Below are 20,135 nucleotides of genomic sequence, written 5' to 3'. Positions count from 1 at the left end.
CCAAGCAGTCCTCATGATTTGACGTTGGTACCTTCGGTGAAATAAAACGGGTAGACGATATTGTGGCGGTTATTTGTAGTCCGCACGATGTAGGTGATATCGATCTTGATCAAGCCGTTCACGATATCCTCCTGATTATCGGAGTCCACCCTGATATTTTCCACCACAACCCGCGGCTCGAAGAACAGGATGGCGCGCCGAATCAAATCGACCATCACGGTTACCGACGTCTCGCTGATCTCCTCGAAGATCTGACCTTTCAGACCGCAACCATACGTCGGTTGCATCACGCGCTCGCCGGGATTGGTCGACAAGAGAATATACAAGCTTTCGCGAATATCCTCTTCTGCGGAAACTATCCGTGCCGATCCGGATTTACTAAACTCGGGAGGAAATCCCCAGCCGCTTCCGAGAAACGATTTATCGACGCTCATCGGTTTACACCCGCGCTAACCGCCGATCATCACCGTCGGCAAACCCAATACAATGGTGCCGCCGTGTGCCGTGGTATCGCCGACTCTGGCAGCCGGGCGGTTGCCGATCATGACCGTCGCCGATCCTTTAACGATACTGTCGGGCGGCCCGACACAAACGCACATGTCCCCCACCACTGCAGCCGGCATATTGCCGATCAGCACATTCGGCACGCAAGGCCCGCTGATCGGGCCGCCAACATGAGGAATCGGCGGAATACCCGGCGTTTGCATCGGGCAGGTATGCATATCGGTAATTCGCGCTGCGGGTGGCATGGTTAAGCTCCTGTCAAAAACGATAGAAATCTTGGGTGTGCTGTAGAGATTCAATTAATCATGACGATAGCGCCTTTTACCGTGGTCTGGCCGCTGGCCGACAACTCGGCGGTCGCATTGCCCTTAGCACTGAAACCGACATTGGCTTGATGATTGATATTTAGCCCCTGGTTCTTAATATCCGCTTTTGCTGTCAGCTCAATGTTACTAACTGCGTCGATGGTGACCTTACCCTTCGCACTGATCGTGATGTCTTTCGGGCTGTCGATCGTAATGCCACTGGAATTGAGCTCGATTTTGTTGGAATTTTGGTCTTGCAACAAAATCGATTTCTGGTCGTCGCTGATGACGATCTTGTTGTTACCCGGCGTGGTCAGCGTGATGACTTTCTTGTCGTCGTCAAATTCGAGCTTCAATTTACTGCGCGTCACCACTGCCTTGGTGAAATTATCGGCGGTCAATTCGTAGGGCATTTTCTGTTTGCTGCTGTACAAACTGCCGAGAATCACCGGATGCGAAGGATCATCGTTGAAGTATCCGAGCACCACTTCATCGCCGATCTCCGGAATAAAAAAAGCGCCGATGCCATTGGAACCGTAAAAACTGGCCAGCCGCGCCCAGACGCCGTCGGTTTCCGCTTGCAAAACCGGGACGGATACCTGGATCTTGTATTGCCCTTCCGGATCCGCATCGAGTTTCTTCACCACACCGACTTGCAAACCGTTGACCCCGGGCACAAAACCAGAAGTGAGCGGCGCTTCGGTTTTATACTGCTCGGTAAACCATTGCGACGGCATACCGAACTCGATTTCCGTCACCCAATTTCCCTGCTTGATGTCATGCTTGACTGCGGTGACCAATACATTGCCGTTAAAACGGGCGCCCACGCCTTTCAATTCGACCAGATCGCCGATTTTCACCTTGGCACTCCCCTGAAATGCGGCGTGACCTCTGATGCGCGCCAGACCCGCCTTTATTTGCTGCCCTTTAGCCCATTCGGTGAGCACAGCATTCTCCAACGGTGCATCGGTTTGCAGGCGGAAATAATCCGGCGCCATCACACTCGCCAAATCCGCAGCCTTCAGGTTACCTTGATCGGTCAGTTGTTCAGGATTCGCTTGCGCCTCTTGCACCGCTTGACTGGTCAAATCCCAGGCAATACCTTTTACCACTGGGAATTGCGAAGCCGCATCCAGGTCTGCGCTGAATGCCATCAAGTCGATGCCGTAGGTCAGTGTCAACACGGCACTGCCGCCCGTTTGCGGTGCTTTGACGCTGACCTTGCCGCCATCGACAGTCACCAGAAAACCGTTGGCTTCCGCCCGGCTCAGCAAGTAATCCCAATCGGTGCAATAGTATTGCACCAATTCCTTGTAGCTGATGGTGGTGGCGGTGACATCGGAACTCAGACCGCTGTATGCGCCGATCAGCTTGCTGATAATGTCGCTATCCTTCGAATCGACAAAATTGGCGTTCTTGCGCCCCACCGTCATCGCGACGGCACTGTCTTTACATTGCACAATCAAGCGGGAAAAGTTATCGCCATCCATCTTGATGCCATGTTTGACGACAATGCCCTTGAAAACAACGCTCGTTTGATTGGCGTAACCGGCGCTGATGGTAATCACCGCGCCCGGTTTAAAATCATTGGCGTCGCTGACCGGAAAACTATTGTTAGGCATGTCGCCATCCAGCAACGTTATTTTAGCGCTGGGAATCTTGTTAACCCCGTAGATGATTTCGATGGCAACGATTTGAATGGTATCGGCTATGGCTTTGCCATCGCTCTGGATGGTCACTGAGACGACACCCGTACTACCCGTTAATGGGGAATCTGCCATAGTAAGCCTCAGCTTAATGGAGGGAATTGCAGCTTGATTCCCGGTTTAAGATTACGAAAATCGGTCAAGTTATTGATCTTGGCAATGTCGAGATAATAGTTACAATCCTGGTAGATGCGGTAGCACATCAGCGGCAGCGTGTCGCCTGCTTTCACTTCGATCAAGTGCGTCAAATCCGGAGACTCCTGACCGGCTTCCTTGGATATTTCCTCGCTGCTCTGATATTCGATGAGGGTTAGCGTCACTTTGGCGCGTAGCGGCACGCCATTGGGCTTGAACAAGGTATAGTTGAATTTGAGCGACTCGATGCGTCCGTAGAATAGCAACGCGCCCCATTTCAACTGCACAATCGGCGCTTCATGCTTGGTGCCACGGTAGGTATACGCCACGCTTTTGAGCAATTCAATTTGCTCTTTAACCGGGGTCGGTGTACTGTCAGCGGCGCTCGAGCCGGTTGTCACGGCGCCCGTTGCATCCAGTACCAGTTCCTTCAGAACGATCTTTTCCGGGTGGCTTGCATCGTATTTGGTTTCGGTTCCCGGCTGCCCCAGAACGCGGTTCTTGGCATAGCTCAGCTTGAAAGTATGCTCATAACCAGCGGGATTGATCATCGCCTCAAATTTCTTTTTCGAGCCATCGACGCTGATTTTGCCGTTATTCACGGTACACGGAGAGATCGTCAAAAGCGCCTTGGCACCGCTTTGAGCCATTTAGCGTTCCCCTTTTTCCTGCAGTAAATCGGCAATCATACGGCGGCATTCCGCCAGCACCTCTTCTTTTAGCAGCCGATGTTCCTCAGACACATCGAGTTCTTCATCAGCCACGCGCTGCACAATATTCGATTTAATCAGTAATTGTTTAATCTCTATCGACATTTCGTGTTCTTGAACATTCTAGACAATGCGTGTTGAGAACGTATAACTGAGAACGATCTTCTCTATGGCAACTTCATTCTTCGTGGAATTAAAGCTCTCGATTTCCCATTTCACCGGATAAGCCGAATTGAATAACCAACCGCGAATCGGTTTTTTGTCTTCATTCATTAAAAAAACCCTGACCGGCTTCAATTCGATCGGTTTGATGAAATCATTCTCCATGACTGTCTTGCACCATTTAACCAAGGGCGAAGTCAGCGGCGCGAGCCCGCGTTTTAGTTCCAGGTTCGGATGCTTCACACCTTTGGGTAATTGATGAGTAAACCGGTTTTCTCCTCCCTCGACCACAGTTTCAACTTCGATTTCAAATGCGATACCCGATACTTCCTGAAAAGAAGTATCGGCCGTTTCTTTGGGTCCGCCGAATATCACTTTGAAATAGAACGCCGAGGGCGGGTAATAATCAGCTTGCTGAGTGTTATCCATTTACAGTAAATAACCTTCTGCCTACTCAAATCTTACCCTCTGACATCATCAGCTATTCGCGATCGTCAATCCTTCATGTACGATCTCGATGCTTTCGATCGCCACTTCATTGCCTTCCGATTTCAGATCGGTACCGGTGATCTTTGTCGGCCAAGCGTTCGTCAAGGTCCACACCATCGTTGCCTTACCACCTTCATCCAGCAGACTGATGGTAACCGGCAAACGCTTGATGGTATTCATCTTGATTTGCTTAAACCAATCCCAGAATTTGTTATCCCCTTTGAAGACGCCTTTCTTCATAGTGATATTGCCGAATTTTTTCATTCCGGGCATCTTGATCACGGAGAATTCCGGACTGTCGCCATGGCGGTATTTAATTTCTTCGGATTGAATATCCAACCCGCTGACTTCCTGAAACCGCATGACTTGAGAATCCCATTTAACCTGAAAATAAAATTTCGGCATGGGCCAAACTGTCTTCGATTGAGCTGATCCATCATCTGCCATAATTTACCTCTGCTTATATGATTAAGAAATAAATGTTGTTTTTGTCAATTACACCAATAACGCATTAACTTTCAGGTTAAGACTTCTGCATCTGTTGCTGGAAGGTAATCTCGATAAACTCAGCCGGACGGCTCAATGCAACCAGCACAGTCACTTTCAACATACCATCCAAGATATCCTGCGGCGTCATGGTCTCACCCAGGCCGACAAACACGCCAAAGGCATCTTCCGGTGTCGCGCCAGCCAAGCCGCCGCGTTTCCAGATACTGGTCAGGAAGTTACTGATCATACTTTTGATCGTTACCCAAGTACTGGAGACATTAGGTTCGAATACATACGCTTTGGTCGCAAGTCTAATGGATTCTTCCAGCATGATCATGGTTCTGCGCACGTTGATATAATTCCAGTCCAAACTATTGCCGTCCAGTGTGCGCGCGCCCCAAACCAAAGTGCCTTCGCCGATAAAAGTCCGGATCGCATTGATCGATTTACCCGCTGTCGTGATGTTCAAGTCTTCCTGCTGTGCATTGGTAATCTCGACGGAAGGTGAAATTACCGCATTCAGACTCACATTGGCAGGTGCTTTCCACACTCCGCGTGAATTGTCGACCATGGTGTAAACACCGGCCATGCCGGCACTAGGCGGTAACAAATTGAGCTTGAGCTTGATGCTTTCGATGATGCCTTTGTACAGCGGGCAAACGGCCGTCAGAATTTTGTGCAAATCTTCATCGCTGGACATCGTATCTGTCTTCGGTGTCACTCCGATTTCTGCGATCTTCGCGTTGATCTCGGTTTTTTTCTTATCTTCCAATCCGCTGCCGTCAACTTCCGCTTTGAGTAATTCCTGCAATTTATCCGCATTGGAAACATTGGCGAAGCTCAAATCACTGGTTTGTACAATGGAAGTATTGAGCCAAGGATAATAAGCTGCGGCAAAATCCAGACTACTCGTGCCGAGATCGTTACGGAATTTCTCGATACACCCGCTATCCTGCGCCTCCTTGTAACCATCATAAACGTCCAGAATGGCAAAACGATTCTTCATCACTTGCCCGCAATGACTCAGAGCTGCTTGTTGCAACGCGATACAATCCGGCTCCGCCAGCGACATGGCATCCGGAATCACCACCATCGTGGGTTCCTGTTCTTTCAATAAAATATCGATCCCCGCGCTCAGCTTCGGTTTTTCGATATCCTGGCCATAACTGCCAACCGAAACAACATAGCAAGCCCCGCCGCCATTCTGGAAGAACAGCATCATGCTGTGATACAGAAAATACCGCGCGCCCTGGAGCTCCAGAACATATTCCTTATCAGCACTGGAGAAATCGGATTCAACGGCTGCAACCGTTGCCGCTCCCCCTTTCCCTCCCTTTGCACCACCTGCCGCGGCAGCTTCGGAAATCTGATACTTGGTCTTAGGCGATCCGCCAAAGAAGCTGATAAATTCCGACATGGATGAAATACGCCATGCCTTATTTAATAAAGTTTTTCCTTTATTGCTGGCCTTTTCCGTGTAACCGATAAAGGCTGGCACTGCTGTAGCCACTTCGACCACGGAATTAGGAAACGCGCTTTTTTCAACAATGTAAACACCCGGTGTCTTATACTGCCCCATCATCAGCTCCTTTTAATTGGAATAGTCGCACTCATCGACAATTCTTATCGTCCTACTTGATAAGTCCCACCTACAACCTTGTTTAGATTGAACATCATGGTGCAGCTTAGCGGATGTCATATCAATACTCAAGCGTTATGTAAAAAATCGGTAAAATTAACGCCGAATTCCTATTCATGACAACCGGGCGAACCTTATCGGCATATTGAGTGCTCACGTAACCAAGCTTCAAGCTCTATCGCCGGCACAGGCCGGTGAAACAAAAATCCTTGATAATAATCGCAGTCATGCTGGCGCAGAAAAGCCAATTGCTGCTCCGATTCGACGCCTTCCGCCAGCACGCTTAATTTCAGGTTGCGCGCCATGGCGATAATCGTCGCGGCGATTTCACGATCGTTGGGATCGTGCGCCAGCCCGCGCACGAAGCTTTGATCGATCTTAAGCTTATCAATGGGGAACCGCTTCAGATACGTCAATGACGAGTAGCCCGTGCCGAAATCATCGATCGCCAATTGGATACCGGGTGCTTTCAACGTTCTCAACGTTTCGATCGATTGCTCGGCGTGCTCCATGAACATACTCTCGGTTAACTCGAGTTCCAAACACACCGCCGGCAGTTTCGTATCATCCAGCACCTGCTGTACCAGCTCCGCCAGATTTTCCGATTGAAATTGCCGCACCGACAGATTGACCGCTATCACCAGCGGCGGCAAACCGGCATCCATCCAGGCGCGCCCTTGCGCGCAGGCGGTACGCAACACCCACTCGCCCAGCGGCACGATCAGACCTGTTTCTTCCGCGATCGGAATAAATTTTCCCGGCGGCACGATATCTTTGCCCGGCGGTTGCCAGCGCACCAAAGCCTCAACTCCGACCACCCGGTCGTTGTGTGCATCGATCAATGGCTGATAGTGCAAGACGAATTCTCCGGCGGCAAGTGCGTGACGCAAACGAGTCTCCATCATCAGACGCTCGTTTGCCGCAATGCTCAACGCTTCCGTATGGTAGCGGTAGGTACTGCGCCCTTCTTTCTTCGCCAGATACATCGCCATATCGGCGTGCTGGATCAATTCCATGACGTTGTGCGCATCATCCGGAAAAAGGCTGATGCCGATACTGCCATTGATAAAGATCTCGTGACCGCTCGGCAACACAAAAGGGGTTGTCAGCAGATCGATCAACGTTTGCGCAACGGTGGCAGGTTCGCTCGGATCCTTGACGTCTTCCAGCACCAGCAAAAACTCATCACCGCCCAACCGTGCCAGCGTATCTTCCTCGCGCAAGCGGTTTTTCAAGCGCGATGCCAACAAAATCAGAAGCTCATCGCCGACCGGATGACCCAGGCTGTCGTTGACATTCTTGAAGCGATCCAAATCGAGACAAAGCGTGGCAATGCGGAAATTATGCCGTTGTGCGCGTTCAATGGCATGATGCAGCCGCGATTGCACCAGCAGCCGATTCGGCAAGCCGGTTAACGGATCGTAGTGCGCCAGATGTGCCACGCGCGCCTCGGATTGTTTCATCTGCGTAATGTCGGTAAATACACCGACGTAATTGCACGGCTCATTGTTGTCGTTGCGGACTGTGGTAATCGTCAGCCATTGCGGATAAATTTCACCGTTTCTGCGGCGGTTCCAGACTTCCCCGCGCCAATAGCCTTCCTGGAGCAAGCTGGCCCACATCGCCTGATAAAACGATTTGTCGTGGCGTCCCGACTTGATGACTTTGGGGTTTTTGCCAAGCACTTGCGCTTCGCTATAACCGGTAATTTCCGTGTAAGCGCGGTTGACCGCCAGGATACGCGGCTCCAGGCTGGTGATCACCACACCTTCGCGCGTAGATTCGAAAACCGCTGCGGCCTGCCGTAAAGTTTCCGCTGCGTAGATCTTTTGCACCGCCAGCGCCGTGATGGAGGCAAACTCATGGATCAGTTCCAGATCACCCGGCGCGGGCTCGCATGGCGTATGATGATAAATGGCGAAAGTACCGAGAACTTTGCCGTTCTCGTCTTTAAAAGGCAATGACCAGCAGGCGTGAAGATTGGCTTTATGCGTTAATTCCAGATAAGGCTGCCAGTAGGGATGGCGATCGATATCGGCAACGATGACCGCCTCACCGCGCCAAGCTGCTGTACCGCAGGAGCCGACGCCATCGCCGATCACCAATTGACCGACCGCTGCATTGTAATCATCCGGCAAACTGGGTGCGGCACCATGCATCAGGCGCCCTGCATGCTTATCCAACAGCAAAATGGAAACCAGCATGTCGGAATTGATCGCCTCGAGATGTTTTGCAATGTCACCCAAAATGACCGGCAGAGGTTGATTGGCGACGATCAGATCCAATGCCGATTGATGTGCCTGCCTGATTAATTCAACTTTCTTGTGTTCGCTGATATCCAGCCAGGCGCCGACAATTTCATGCGGCTGCCCATCGGCATTCCGTATCAGCCGCAGTTCGTCGAGAATCCAGACGACTCGCCCATCACGGTGAAAAAAACGGTAATCGTGCGTCAATTGATCGTCGGTGAGCAAGGTGAATTGACGCGCCATTGCCAGCTCACGGTCATCCGGGTGCAGATGGGAAAGCCACCAATCCGGAGCCAACGCTTCTTCCACGGTATAGCCAAACAACCGCTCTATATTTTCGCTGACCCAGGCAGGTTGCAGTGTGCTCCCGGTAAAACGCAGGTTGTACAGCACCATCGGGCTGGCCGCCAGCAGATGGGAGAGGCGCAAACTGGTTTGCTTCAAGCTGATCCGTTCGCGCACCAGCTCGGCTTGCCGTTGCGCTTTTTCCAATGTGGCGGGAATTTCAAAGAGGTAACCTTCATGTTTCGACAAATAGTCTTCCACGCCCAAATGCAACGCCTGCGCAGCCACCATTTCACTGCCCTGCCCGGTGACCAGCACGATGGGAATATCCAGTTTGCGTTCCTCGCGCAATAACTTGACAAATTCGAGCCCGTCCATCCCCGGCAAGCGGTTATCGATCAGCAAAATATCGAAATCAGCAGCCTTTTCCGGACCGGCGGGCAGCAGCGCCAAGGCTTCTTGCGCACTCGACACCGCGGTCAGGTGAATATGCGGCGCATGCAAAGCCAAATGGCGACGCATCAGATCGATATCGAAACTGTTATGTTCGATATACAGCACCCGCAATATCAGCAGATTGCGCTCCATACTGTTACTGCGGAAACGCGCAAGCGCACTGCGCAATATGCGCGGAAGCCGCTCCAGATAGTCGCCCTCTTTGATCAGGTAATCGTCCGCACTGGCCTTAAACGCCGCAACTGCCGTGCCGTGATCGCCGGATCCGGTAATAATCACCACGGCCAGCGGCAGCCGCTGCTCCCGGATGCTGGCCAGTGCTTCCAAACCCGAGCCGTCGGGCAGGTTGAGATCGGTCAACAGCACATCGTAATAGTCAGGCTTCTCGAGGTGTTTCAGGCCTTCCGCCAGCGATGTCACCGCGATCAATTCAATGTCGGGCGCGGTTCGCGCCAACGTGCGCCGGGCAATATCGGCATCACTGAGCGTATCTTCGATATATAGGACTCGCATCGCTACCTGCTCAATTCGTTAAGCACACACCAGTAAAGCTCGATTTGCTGCGCCACATCCATAAAGTTATCAAAGTCGACCGGCTTGACAATGTAGGAGTTGACACCCAGATCATAGGCAGCCTGAATATCGCGATCCTCTCTCGAAGTAGTCAGCACAACGACAGGAATGCGGCGTAGCGCAGCATGCGCTTTCAGTGTCCGCAATACCGTCAGACCGTCAACCTTAGGCAATTTCAAGTCAAGCAGAATAACCGCCGGCTGGGTTTCACCCGCTTCCCAACGCGGCACCCACGCCAGCGCCTCCTCGCCATCCCGTGCGACCAAGATGGGGTTGACCAGCTTGCGCCGCTGGAAAGCACGTAAAGTCAGGTCGACATCCAATGGATTATCTTCAACAAGGAGAATCGGCGGATATGCATTCGTCATTTCGGACTCCACGCTATTTCGGGTTTTCCCGCACTGCAGGCAATTGCAAATAGAAGGTCGCTCCTTCGCCGGGCACGCTTTGCGCCCAAACCTTGCCTCCCATACGATGCATGGCTTTCTTCACCAGAGCCAGGCCGATTCCCGTTCCGGGATAATCCTCCAGGCGATGGAGGCGTTCAAAGATCTCGAATATCCGCTGATTGTACTTCATATCAAAACCAATGCCATTATCTCGAATCCACAGCGAAATCCGCCGACCATCCCGCGCGCAACCGAACTCGATGCGCGGATGCGCCGAATGTTGACTGAATTTAATCGCATTTTCCAGCAGATTACGCAGCACCAGCGCCAAACCGTCGCGATCTCCGCGCACCATGAGCGGTGACAAATTGCTGACGATTTTAATTCGATTCTTCGCAATATCTTCACCGCATTCTTTCAGCGCCTGCTGAACCAGAACGGACAGATCCACCGCAGCGGATTCCAGCTGGCAACGTTCCATGCGCGAATACGCCAGCAAGTCATTGATCAACTCATTCATCCTCGTCACCCCGGTACGAATATTTTTGATGAACAAACGTCCCTCATCGTTCAGCCGGTCAGCGTAATCATCCTGCAACAGCCGGCTGTACCCTTCGACGCCGCGCAACGGCGCTTTCAAGTCATGAGAAACGGAATAGACAAAACTTTCCAGCGACTGATTAAGCGCTTTCAATTCGGCAGTCCGCATTTCAATGCGCTCTTCCAGCTCGGCATTCAGTTGCTGCAATGCCGCTTCGGCTTGTTTCCGGTAAGTGATATCCTCGGTAAACATCGCAATCCCGCCGATTGCGCCACCGGCCTGATACCAGGGCCGCACCTCCCAGCGCAGCCACTGCACGCTGCCATCCGCTCGCACAAAACGATCTTCGTCGGCACGGATGATTTCGCCGGCCAGGCAACGGCGATGGATGTCTTTCCATTCCGCGCCGATCTCCGGAAAAATATCATAATGGCACACCCCCGATAAATCCCGCTCAGCCAGTTTGTAATCGCTGCGCCAGCGCTGGCTGCAGACAAGATAGCGCATTTCCCGGTCGACCATGGCCAGCGAGGCCGGCGCATACTCAATGAGCAGTTTGAGTTGCTCTTTGCTCTCATAAAGCGCCATTTCGGCCAGCTTGCGATCGGTGATATCCTGCACGGTGCCGTGCATTGCAATGATGCGCCCGTCGACATCGCGTATCGCTTCGCCGCGCGAGATCGTCCAGCGATGCGCACCATCCGGCCGCACCACTTCCGCGTCGCACTGGAATGCAACACCCTCGCGCCAGCATTTTTGCATTGCGGCGGCCAGCCTGTTCCAGCTTTCCGTAGTGTAATAGCACGCCCCTCCCTGGTAGTTCGCGGGCGGCAGAGCCGGATCACGGCCGTAAATAGTGTAAAGCTCCTCGGACCAGGTTTGCTCGTCGGCACCATTCCAGGTCCAGTGCCCGAGGTTGGCAATGCGCTTCGCTTCTTTGAAGTTTGCTTCGATTTCCTTGCGGCTTTGGATATCTTCAACAACGGTGATGAAATAATCCGGCGCGTTGTCAGGCTTACGCACCAGGGCAACATGAAGATTGACCCAGATCACGCGACCGTCCTTGCGGATATAGCGTTTTTCCATCGCATAAGTGGCGATCTCACCACTCAACGTGCGCCTTACATTATCGAGGTCCGTCTCCAGATCATCGGGATAGGTCACATCCTGGAAAGTGAGCGCCATCAATTCATTCTGACTATAACCGAGGATAGCGCACAGCTTGTGATTGACACGCAACCAATGCCCTTCCAGTGAAATAATCGAAATCCCGACGGCGGCTTGCTCGAACGTCGCCTGAAAGCGTTTTTCACTTTCTTGCAATTGCGTATGAGCACGATGGCGTTCGATCACTGATTTATCGACGCGCGCCAGCAGCTCATCGACGCTGAAAGGTTTGTGCAGAAAATCCTGCACCCCCAATTTCAGCAGCCTCACGCACAGCTCATCGTCAGTTTTAGCGGTCAGCATCACGATCGGCACATCATCCAGTTCCGCATGCCGGCGGATCTGCCGCACCATGTGCTCGCCGTTCATCACCGGCATCATCACATCGGAAAGAATCACATCAGGCGGCACAGCCAGCGCTTGCTGCAATCCTTGCAGGCCATTGCAGGCACTGACGACGCGGTAGCTCGGCTGCAACAGGTCAGCCAGAAAGCGGCTCATGTCGGCGTTGTCTTCAACGATCAACACTAAGGGCTTATCACCGGATTCTGCCGGTGCGGCGGACGGCGTATGTTGCACACCCAGCCGCAGCTCATCGATTGTTTCATGTATCCTGCGCTCATCGAGTGAAGTCGGCCTGTCCAGCACAACCAAACCGGCGGGCGCCGAGCGCGGCAGCGTGATTCTGAACAGCGCGCCGCCCCCCGGCGGTTCTTCGAGCTTGAGTTCACCGTGCAGCAAATGAACAAAATCCTTGACGATGGCTAATCCCAGGCCGGTTCCGGGATGCTGACGAGTGACATGGTTCTCCACTTGAACAAAACGCTCGAATACGCGCTCGCGCATATCCTCGGGTATACCGGGACCGTTATCCTGAACTTCGATGTGCGCATGATCCCCGGTTGCGGCAAGCCGTAGTGTGATACAGCCTTTATCTTGAACAAATTTGAACGCATTCGACAGCAAATTGAGCAAGATGCGTTGCAGCTTCCCGTTATCGCTTTCGATCATGCATGCTTCCGGAACGGTGACCTGCAACGTAATGGCGCGCTCCCGGGCGAACCATTCAAAATAACTTGCCGTGGTTCGCACCAACCTAGTCAAGTCGAAGCGTACCCAATGGATTTGCATGCGCCCCGCTTCGAGTCGTGCAGCATCGAGTAAGTCGGTGACCAACCGGTAGAGAACATGCGCATTACGCAGCAGCAATTCGGTTTCCTGGCGCTCTTCCGCTGCCGCGTTGCTCTTGATGAGCCGTTGCATGCGGTTCTCCAGCGGTGCGAGAATCAGGGTGAGCGGTGTGCGTAGCTCATGGCTGATATTGGCAAAGAATTGCGATTTAAGCTGATCGAGTTTGGTCAACCGCTGATTCAACTGTTCCAGTTCTTCCATGGCCGCTTTCAGGGCGCGATTGGCTTGTTTCACTTCCGTCGCACGCCGCACGATCTCCGCTTCCATGCGCTGCGCACGCGCCTTCACCTTGCTTGACCGTGTTTTATTGTCATGACCGGCAACGAACTCGGTCACATCCTCCACATGGTGAATGATATAAGCAACGCGGCCTTCAGCATCCAATACCGGCGTGTTGACCGGACTCCAATATTTGGGCTCGAATTCCCCGCTGCCATCGCGCAGCGGGATATCGTACTTTTGCACGCTCATGACATCGGTGCATTTTTTTCTGAGTACGTGATGCAGTGAGGCGCGCAAATCACCCACATTATCACTGGCATGATCTTGCGGATTATCGGGAAAAATTTCAAACAAGCCATGCCCCACGATGGCATCGCGTTCGGTGCCCGTCACCTCTAAGTACTTATTGTTGACCGCGGCAATGGTGAAGCCGGAATCCGTGCGCAGAATCAAATACGGATGCGGGCTCGCCTCGAATAGCTGCTGATAGGGTGGAATCTCATGCATAGACATCTCACGTTTTTATAGGGTGATCAGCAACCAGTGGAAAGTACACTATAAGGCCATGATCTTTATTCAATAAGGATGATGTTGTCAACAGGGTTTTTAGTGACCGCAAGACTAAGCCGATTGATGCAAACCTTCCGGCCTATCTATGAATAGGATTTGTATAAAACAAACTCATGCTGTATGTTTAGGAAGCTCTGAAAAATGACTACGTTCGGTCATGCTGCATTGCCTGATCATCGCTCGCTATCTTTTTCAGCGCTTCCTTAAATCTTTTCCGTGAACCTTATGCCAATCAGCGCGTGAATCTATGGAAAAAGTACGGCTAAAAAGAAATCAGCAATCCACCAGCAAAGCCGCTGCCGGCCGTATTTTGCAGCAAAAAAATGACAACCGGGATACATCGGGATTTGCCGACAACCGCCCCGCAGCGGCAACGCAAAGACAGCTGATCGAAACCATAAGCAATAGCCCGAAAGCACGAGAAGCGGCACAACTTAAGACGATAATCCGCAACTCACCTTATCAGGTTGAAAGGAACGAGCTCATATCTGGCATTCAAGAAACCACACAACGCCTTGAGAAAGAACCAATGCAGGACAAACCCACTATCACGCAAACGGAAAGCGAGATACCTGCTACCAACCAGACCCATGCAAATCTTGTTCCTGGCTTTAAAAGGACATTGCAAAGGTTCGGTAACCGGGAACGGCTTGACCATGAACCCATTTACGCTTCGAAACTGCCCGACAGTCAATATCATTATGCCGATTCTTTGATAAAAGGACCTTACTCGGTTCCCGCAAAAGTCATTGCCCATCTTGGCAAAACTGGATTTGGTCCGGATGTCCAGAACACCCCTTTCTCTGCCGATGTGAAGAGTTTAAGACCCTACACTTATGAAAGCGCGCACATACTGGCAAAGTCACATGGGGGTACTTTAGGCCCAAGAAACATCGTACCGCTTCTGCTCTCCACCAATAAGGATATGCTGGATAATGTGGAAAACAAACTATATGAAGCCCGCTATAAAGGAGAAGCCGCCAGGGCCTTCAAAGTGGAAGTGACGCCGACATACGGAGTACACACCGGGACAAATCTTGATACGATTGAGCAGTATACGCCTACGCAAATTGACTATTCCATTGAGGAATACGAATTCAAAGGAAAGAAATGGTATTGGGATAATTGGAGCGATTGGAAAAACCAAGGCGATGCAACTACACTGGGCTACAAAAAAACGATCAACCACAATCCTTCCTTCAATTTTCCACCCAACAAAAGTGGCTACACACTACAGGAAAAGGATACGAGAGTGAATCTCATCGTAAACGAAGCGATCAGTAAAGCCAAGAAAAAGAGCGAGTCCGAAGTTGGCAACTACCTAGAGGGCATCGAAAAGATCAAATGGTATTATCTGAATAAGCTGGAGCCGGCTTCCCCAAAAGCATATGAAAATAACGAGCAATGGTCAAAGTGGGATAGGGATCAGAAACAGGTCTTTGCTGACCTCATTTTCGATCTTCAGGAATTCTTAAATACCGGTGAACTCAGCGAAATCCTTGAGGAATATGAAATCAAAAAAATCGTTCCAGGCTATTGGTGACAGAATTTAAATAAATGAGAATAAAGAATTAGAAATTTGTATCAACTAATATAAATTTCCGAAACTTGCTCCAATTTTCCTGCCATCGTGTTTCCATGCATCTGATTCACGCTGGCATTTGGCAACCGCTTGAGCAGAATTCTGTCTCCCATGTTGGTGGATTCCTTCAGTTGCAGGCGTTGATGAGGCTGTTCCTGCATTGGAATGGCGACCGACGATTGCAGTTGAACCGCTTCACGATTCCCCGGTAGCAGAATGTTTCCCAAGTTCTCAAACTGAATGGTATTGTCCAAATCCGCGATGTACACATTGCGTTTGGTCAAATCGCCGAGAATATAGTATTTCCAGAATGTCTGATTGGCGACAAAGCGGATATGAAACTTCCGCGCCGCGGCATCCAGTTTTTCCGAGCACAACCCTTGCGCACCGGCAGTGATCAGCAGTTGCAGAATAAAGACCGGTTTTACGAAATAATCCTTGCGCTCCAGTATTTCCTGCACGGGAGCAGCCGTCATATCGAGCCAGGCGCTTTCGGTCACACTGGCACCGGAATGCAGCATTTGCTTGCCCGTTGCATCGGATGTGATGTGCTGATTACTGAAAAAAAGCACCGCGTTCTCAGGAGATGCACCGGGCGCTGTATAGCGAAAAAAATCGCTATCCTTGGAAAAGACCTTGAAAGCCAGAGTCAGATTATCTTCCGCGTGCAGTCGCAGGATATCGATTTTTTCTTGATCGAAATAAATCGCCACACCGCTTTCCGACGATTTGAGCAGCAAGCCGGTTTTCCTCAGTAGCGCAGCACAGGACTCTGCCGGAACAAACTCGAGCGCTTTGCAATTCGATCCCGGGAAATAAGCATGCTCGACAGTCACACTCGCGAGAAGACGGTAAGCGCCCATGCTCGGATCAGCCTATGATTTTTTCCGGATTGGCACGATGACAACCACCCACCGCAACACTATTTCACCATCGGCTGCGGTTCGGCCACGACCGGAATACGACCGACGATATCCTCGGTATCGAAAGCCACCATGCGCACTTTATACAAAATGGAAGGCAAGTATTTTCCGCCCAAGGAACCCCATAAGTTACTGAGATCCTGGATCGACAGATTCTCGATGTCCAGAATCAGTTTTTCGATGCGCTCATCCATCTCGGGCGCTGTTTGATGCGTGACGACATGGTTCTTCTGAAAAAAATGGATCGTGCTGGATAAAAATTTCAGCGCCTCGGGATAATTATTGCCGGTAAAATTGGCCGTCATCATCAGGTACAGATTGAAATACAGCGGCACGCTGCTCTGCACCTCGCGTTCCCCGACTTCATGCAAGCTCACCTGCCGGAACGGAACGGTGTCTTTCTCGATATTGACCAGAAAAACGACCAGTTTATTACTGATATTGGCTGCCATGCTGCCGTCCATTTCCAGTAAATTGGAAACCACCACGACATCTTCATTGAGATTGTAGGTACGCCGCAAATACTGATTCAACTGCGTTGCCAAAAGTTGTACGGCCAGGTTAATCATCATGGGCAGTCAAGAACCTTTATCTTTAGCGAAAGTTAATTGCCTTTGACCTCATAGCAAACGGCACAAGCAGCGGGTCATTTCGCGAGCCACACCTGCGCGCAACAGGCAAACGGTTTTTTCTTCCCGGACGAATGTACTGGAAGCCCGATGGACTGTCAAACGGATGATATTCAAGTCAGGCGGAAGAGGATCACGAGTCACAACTTTCCGGTTTTTATCCGGTAAACTCCGCCCGCCGGAATGTTTTACTGCGCAAGCTTTGCTTCATTGAACTGCCCATTCGGGAGCCCCAGCTCCTTTCCGCAGCAACCGGAACGACAGCCCTCCCGGCTTGAGGAAAGGGGGCATTTGTGCATTCTTTCGCATGAACTCGCTTCCTTCATGCTGCAAGACGATGTACGCACAGCGATGCCCCCAGTTGGCTTGCGGTTCAAGATCGGCAAACACCACCCAAGCCTCCCACGGAACGTCGATTAGAGCATCTCCGAGGTGGATTCGCGTTCCGGCGTGAACTGTTTCATGGCTGATATAGACAATCGCATTCAACAGTATTTCGTCGCCCAAAATTCCGCGCACACGCTCGAAGATGCTTTGCTCGGATTCCGTCATTTACCCAAAACTTTCTTGACAACGTCACCGACAACAGCGCGCAGTTCCTTTTCTTGTGCCGCGGAGGAACTTTCGAGCTTGCTTTCGATATCCTTCAACTGCGGCATCAATTTGGTGTGCACCATGTCATAAAACTCCGGAATCGGCTTGCGCAGGTAGTAAGGCTGCAACACTTCCACCAGCAACCGGCAATAGATCGGCCACAGGTACCAATAGCGCTGCCCGAGAAAACAGTTACCCGCCGCGACCGAAGACTGGCTGAACACCGGCGTGTCATACGGATCGTGCACCGAGTCGGCATAGTTGTGCGCTTCACGCGCGGAAACCTTACCCGATCCATCCGTGTCGGGATTGGATGCCAGCGCGCCGCCATACGGTGTATTCCCCGCCATTGCCGCAATCCAATCGCGGGCAAACGGATCGAATTGCGCACCACCGATCGAGTTGTTCAGTTCCAGACAAGCTGACGAAACGCTGGTATGCGTTGCCGTCGACTTAGCCAGGATCGGGGCGTTAAAACCACCGGCATGGCACTGCTCCATCATGACCATCATGCAATAATGTTTGGGCAGAGTCGCCAGTGTATCGGCAAAATCCGAGGCCAGATAATCCGCTCCGCTGTAAGTACACAGATAAGACTGCGTGCCATTGTGACCGCCGTGATTGTTGGTATGGATCAACAGCAAATCATCCGGCTTCAATTTGGTCTTGAGCGTATTGAAAACCGCATCCAGATCGGCCTTCGTTCCTTTTCCGTTGACCGGCATGCGGTAAGCGCTGCTGTCTCCCGGCCAACTCACCACCGGGTGCGGATTGCCGCTGTAGTTGATCGTGCCGTCGTAGTTCAGCACGAAGATATTCGCGGCAGGAAAACCGTAAATATCGCGCAAGGTGCGGTAGAGAAACTCCAGATCGTTGGTATGCCGGTTATTTGAAGCACCGGAAAACAGCACCGCATAACGCTGCCCCTTCGCCCAGCGGATCGGACAGCGCAACCACGGCAGTACCGGGTAATAAATTTCAGGTTCAGCGATTTTAATGGGGGTATGAAACCCCTGAAAAGTCTTCGGCACCTCAGCCGTCATATAAGGCGGAAATTGCGCTTGCACTTCATTGTACAAGTCCCCGGTTGCCGCATCGTGCAACAAGTAGCGGCAAGGATGCGACCAGTTGAACTGTGGCGCATCGTCCGCGAAAACCATGATCGAATCACGCTCCACGACGATACGCTGTTTATAAGCGAGAACCGCTTCACCTTTTTTGAGAATCCGGTTTTCGATATGGAGATTGGTACTGCGCGCAGCTCTCCAGGAAAGATTGCTGACTATACCGGATTTTATTTTACCGATTAATGCAGAATCGTTTGCCATGATGTGCCTCCCGTGGATAGAAAAAATAAAGCTACTTTTTCATCAGAAATAATGCACTCAGAGTTTGATTATCCGCCAACAGCAGAATTGATAAATCAAAACCCGTTTTCAGTGTGATCCAATCGGCACAAGAAAACAAGACATTTTGATGTGATCCACTACAGCACTCGACAATCAGTTGGAATGTGAGAATCGGGAATTTAAGCGGACTAACGAAAGATCACGGAAGGATCATGAATTCAACCGGTGAATACAACAGTGGCTTCTTTATAAGTGCTTACGGATGTCTTCTTAAAGTATTCCGTCAATCCCATAACAAATTTCCATCACACCTACACCAGCGCCTCGGCGCCGTCCGAAATGGCAACTGACGCCAGTACACATTGGGCATTAAAAATATGGCTTAACAAATCCATCTCATCCAGGTGTTTGTGCATGACAATTTGAAACCAGGCACATACCGCCAAAACCTTTCATTGCCGTACCGAGCTCATCCAGCACTCTCTGCGCCCTATCTTCTTTACAAGCGAGAATTACTACAATGTTTTCATCGGTTATCAGAACATCATCGGGATTGCGGATACCTCGCGACCCGATACCCCCCACATTCTTGAAAACCGTATATCCGCGCACTTCGGATCTTTCCAGTAATTCCGTCAACTGGTCGAGATACTCTGTTCCAATAACGATTTCGAATCTTTTCATTACTATCGAATCATCCATCAATTCCTCTCAAAAATATCAGATAATTTTTATTAACCCATTACTTGAAAATCAGATGCCCCCGTGAACATATTTCAGTGATTTTCCGATCACGATCATGGGGGCACAGTCCATACCACGTTTAGCCCGAGCTGTTATTGCTTATAGCTTCAAGATAAATCGGATCACCTGTTTCCAGCGTGGCAACCTGATAAACCTTGTGGTGCTTCATCGTTGCGGACGGCTCCGTAACCGCAGCCAAGTAAAACGTAATCGTGTAAAGAAGGGTGATTGCATAAACTACAACCAGTTGCGGTGCTTTTAATAACTCTTTAATTTCCATTTTTTCCTCTTTTAGGACATTTGCCGGTTATTCATACAAATCAGAAAAACACATAGCTGACTCGGATAAATATCCAGGTTAATAATACGTTCTTTCAGGTTGACAATAAAACCACTCGCTTATCAACCAATCACCCTCAATTGCAGTGATCAAAGAACAAACAAAATAAGGCTAGATATATAAAGTCATTTAAATGCAATGATAAAAACCCTGCTGACTTAAGATACAAATTAAATATCTCACCTTGGAATA

The 20,135-nt window shown here is 50.8% G+C and carries 18 protein-coding genes; 1 reads left to right on the top strand and 17 read right to left on the bottom strand.

Annotated features, from left to right (window positions below; translation table 11 throughout):
• Positions 1–11 precede the first annotated feature (11 nt).
• The 11 genes from HRU78_02340 to HRU78_02290 form a co-directional block, all read right to left on the bottom strand.
• On the bottom strand, positions 12–434 hold the full coding sequence (locus HRU78_02340) for a GPW/gp25 family protein (GenBank protein ID QOJ22624.1): 423 nt from the start codon (positions 432–434) through the stop codon (positions 12–14).
• Between the two features lie 15 nt (positions 435–449).
• Entirely contained in the window at positions 450–749 is a 300-nt protein-coding gene (locus tag HRU78_02335) for a PAAR domain-containing protein (GenBank protein QOJ22623.1), read from the bottom strand.
• A 50-nt stretch (positions 750–799) separates the two neighbouring features.
• Positions 800–2,590 carry a type VI secretion system tip protein VgrG gene (gene vgrG, locus HRU78_02330; protein ID QOJ22622.1) on the bottom strand — a complete coding sequence of 597 codons (1,791 nt, stop codon included), beginning with the start codon at positions 2,588–2,590 and terminating at the stop codon, positions 800–802.
• 8 nt (positions 2,591–2,598) lie between these two features.
• Entirely contained in the window at positions 2,599–3,300 is a 702-nt protein-coding gene (locus HRU78_02325) for a peptidoglycan-binding protein (protein ID QOJ22621.1), read from the bottom strand.
• Positions 3,301–3,465 carry a hypothetical protein gene (locus HRU78_02320; GenBank protein QOJ22620.1) on the bottom strand — a complete coding sequence of 55 codons (165 nt, stop codon included), beginning with the start codon at positions 3,463–3,465 and terminating at the stop codon, positions 3,301–3,303.
• 18 nt (positions 3,466–3,483) lie between these two features.
• On the bottom strand, positions 3,484–3,951 hold the full coding sequence (locus tag HRU78_02315) for a phage tail protein (protein QOJ22619.1): 468 nt from the start codon (positions 3,949–3,951) through the stop codon (positions 3,484–3,486).
• Between the two features lie 48 nt (positions 3,952–3,999).
• Entirely contained in the window at positions 4,000–4,458 is a 459-nt protein-coding gene (locus HRU78_02310) for a phage tail protein (GenBank protein QOJ22618.1), read from the bottom strand.
• A 76-nt stretch (positions 4,459–4,534) separates the two neighbouring features.
• Complete coding sequence (locus HRU78_02305) at positions 4,535–6,079, bottom strand: phage tail sheath family protein (protein QOJ24881.1); 1,545 nt, start codon at positions 6,077–6,079, stop codon at positions 4,535–4,537.
• A 194-nt stretch (positions 6,080–6,273) separates the two neighbouring features.
• On the bottom strand, positions 6,274–9,642 hold the full coding sequence (locus HRU78_02300; protein QOJ22617.1) for an EAL domain-containing protein: 3,369 nt from the start codon (positions 9,640–9,642) through the stop codon (positions 6,274–6,276).
• A gap of 2 nt (positions 9,643–9,644) precedes the next feature.
• Positions 9,645–10,070, bottom strand: coding sequence for a response regulator (locus tag HRU78_02295; protein QOJ22616.1), 426 nt, complete (start codon positions 10,068–10,070; stop codon positions 9,645–9,647).
• A gap of 13 nt (positions 10,071–10,083) precedes the next feature.
• The gene (locus tag HRU78_02290; GenBank protein ID QOJ22615.1) at positions 10,084–13,725 is read right to left on the bottom strand and encodes a PAS domain S-box protein; all 3,642 of its coding nucleotides are present in this window, start codon (positions 13,723–13,725) and stop codon (positions 10,084–10,086) included.
• 304 nt (positions 13,726–14,029) lie between these two features.
• Here HRU78_02290 and HRU78_02285 point away from each other — a divergent pair, with 304 nt between their 5' ends.
• Positions 14,030–15,325: a hypothetical protein gene (locus tag HRU78_02285; GenBank protein QOJ22614.1), complete on the top strand. Its 1,296-nt coding sequence runs from the start codon at positions 14,030–14,032 to the stop codon at positions 15,323–15,325.
• 41 nt (positions 15,326–15,366) lie between these two features.
• On the opposite strand, the gene HRU78_02280 is transcribed toward HRU78_02285, so the two are convergent.
• From HRU78_02280 to HRU78_02255, 6 genes are all read right to left on the bottom strand, one after another.
• Positions 15,367–16,227, bottom strand: a complete 861-nt coding sequence (locus HRU78_02280; protein ID QOJ22613.1) for a hypothetical protein — start codon at positions 16,225–16,227, stop codon at positions 15,367–15,369.
• Positions 16,228–16,286: 59 nt separating this feature from the next.
• Positions 16,287–16,856, bottom strand: a complete 570-nt coding sequence (locus HRU78_02275) for a DUF4255 domain-containing protein (GenBank protein QOJ24880.1) — start codon at positions 16,854–16,856, stop codon at positions 16,287–16,289.
• A 267-nt stretch (positions 16,857–17,123) separates the two neighbouring features.
• Positions 17,124–17,468 (bottom strand): hypothetical protein, encoded by a 345-nt coding sequence (locus HRU78_02270; protein QOJ22612.1) that lies wholly within the window; start codon positions 17,466–17,468, stop codon positions 17,124–17,126.
• Positions 17,465–18,838: a caspase family protein gene (locus HRU78_02265; protein QOJ22611.1), complete on the bottom strand. Its 1,374-nt coding sequence runs from the start codon at positions 18,836–18,838 to the stop codon at positions 17,465–17,467. The genes HRU78_02270 and HRU78_02265 overlap by 4 nt, the downstream gene beginning before the upstream one ends.
• A 417-nt stretch (positions 18,839–19,255) precedes the next feature.
• A complete protein-coding gene (locus HRU78_02260) occupies positions 19,256–19,561 on the bottom strand; it encodes a DUF190 domain-containing protein (GenBank protein ID QOJ22610.1) in 306 nt (101 codons plus the stop codon).
• Between the two features lie 121 nt (positions 19,562–19,682).
• Positions 19,683–19,883, bottom strand: coding sequence for a hypothetical protein (locus HRU78_02255; protein QOJ22216.1), 201 nt, complete (start codon positions 19,881–19,883; stop codon positions 19,683–19,685).
• Positions 19,884–20,135: the final 252 nt, after the last annotated feature.

Source organism: Gammaproteobacteria bacterium (assembly GCA_015709635.1).
GTDB lineage: Bacteria > Pseudomonadota > Gammaproteobacteria > Burkholderiales > Nitrosomonadaceae > Nitrosomonas.
Note: the sequence above shows the minus strand (reverse complement) of the source record. Positions and strands in the feature narration are given on the sequence as shown.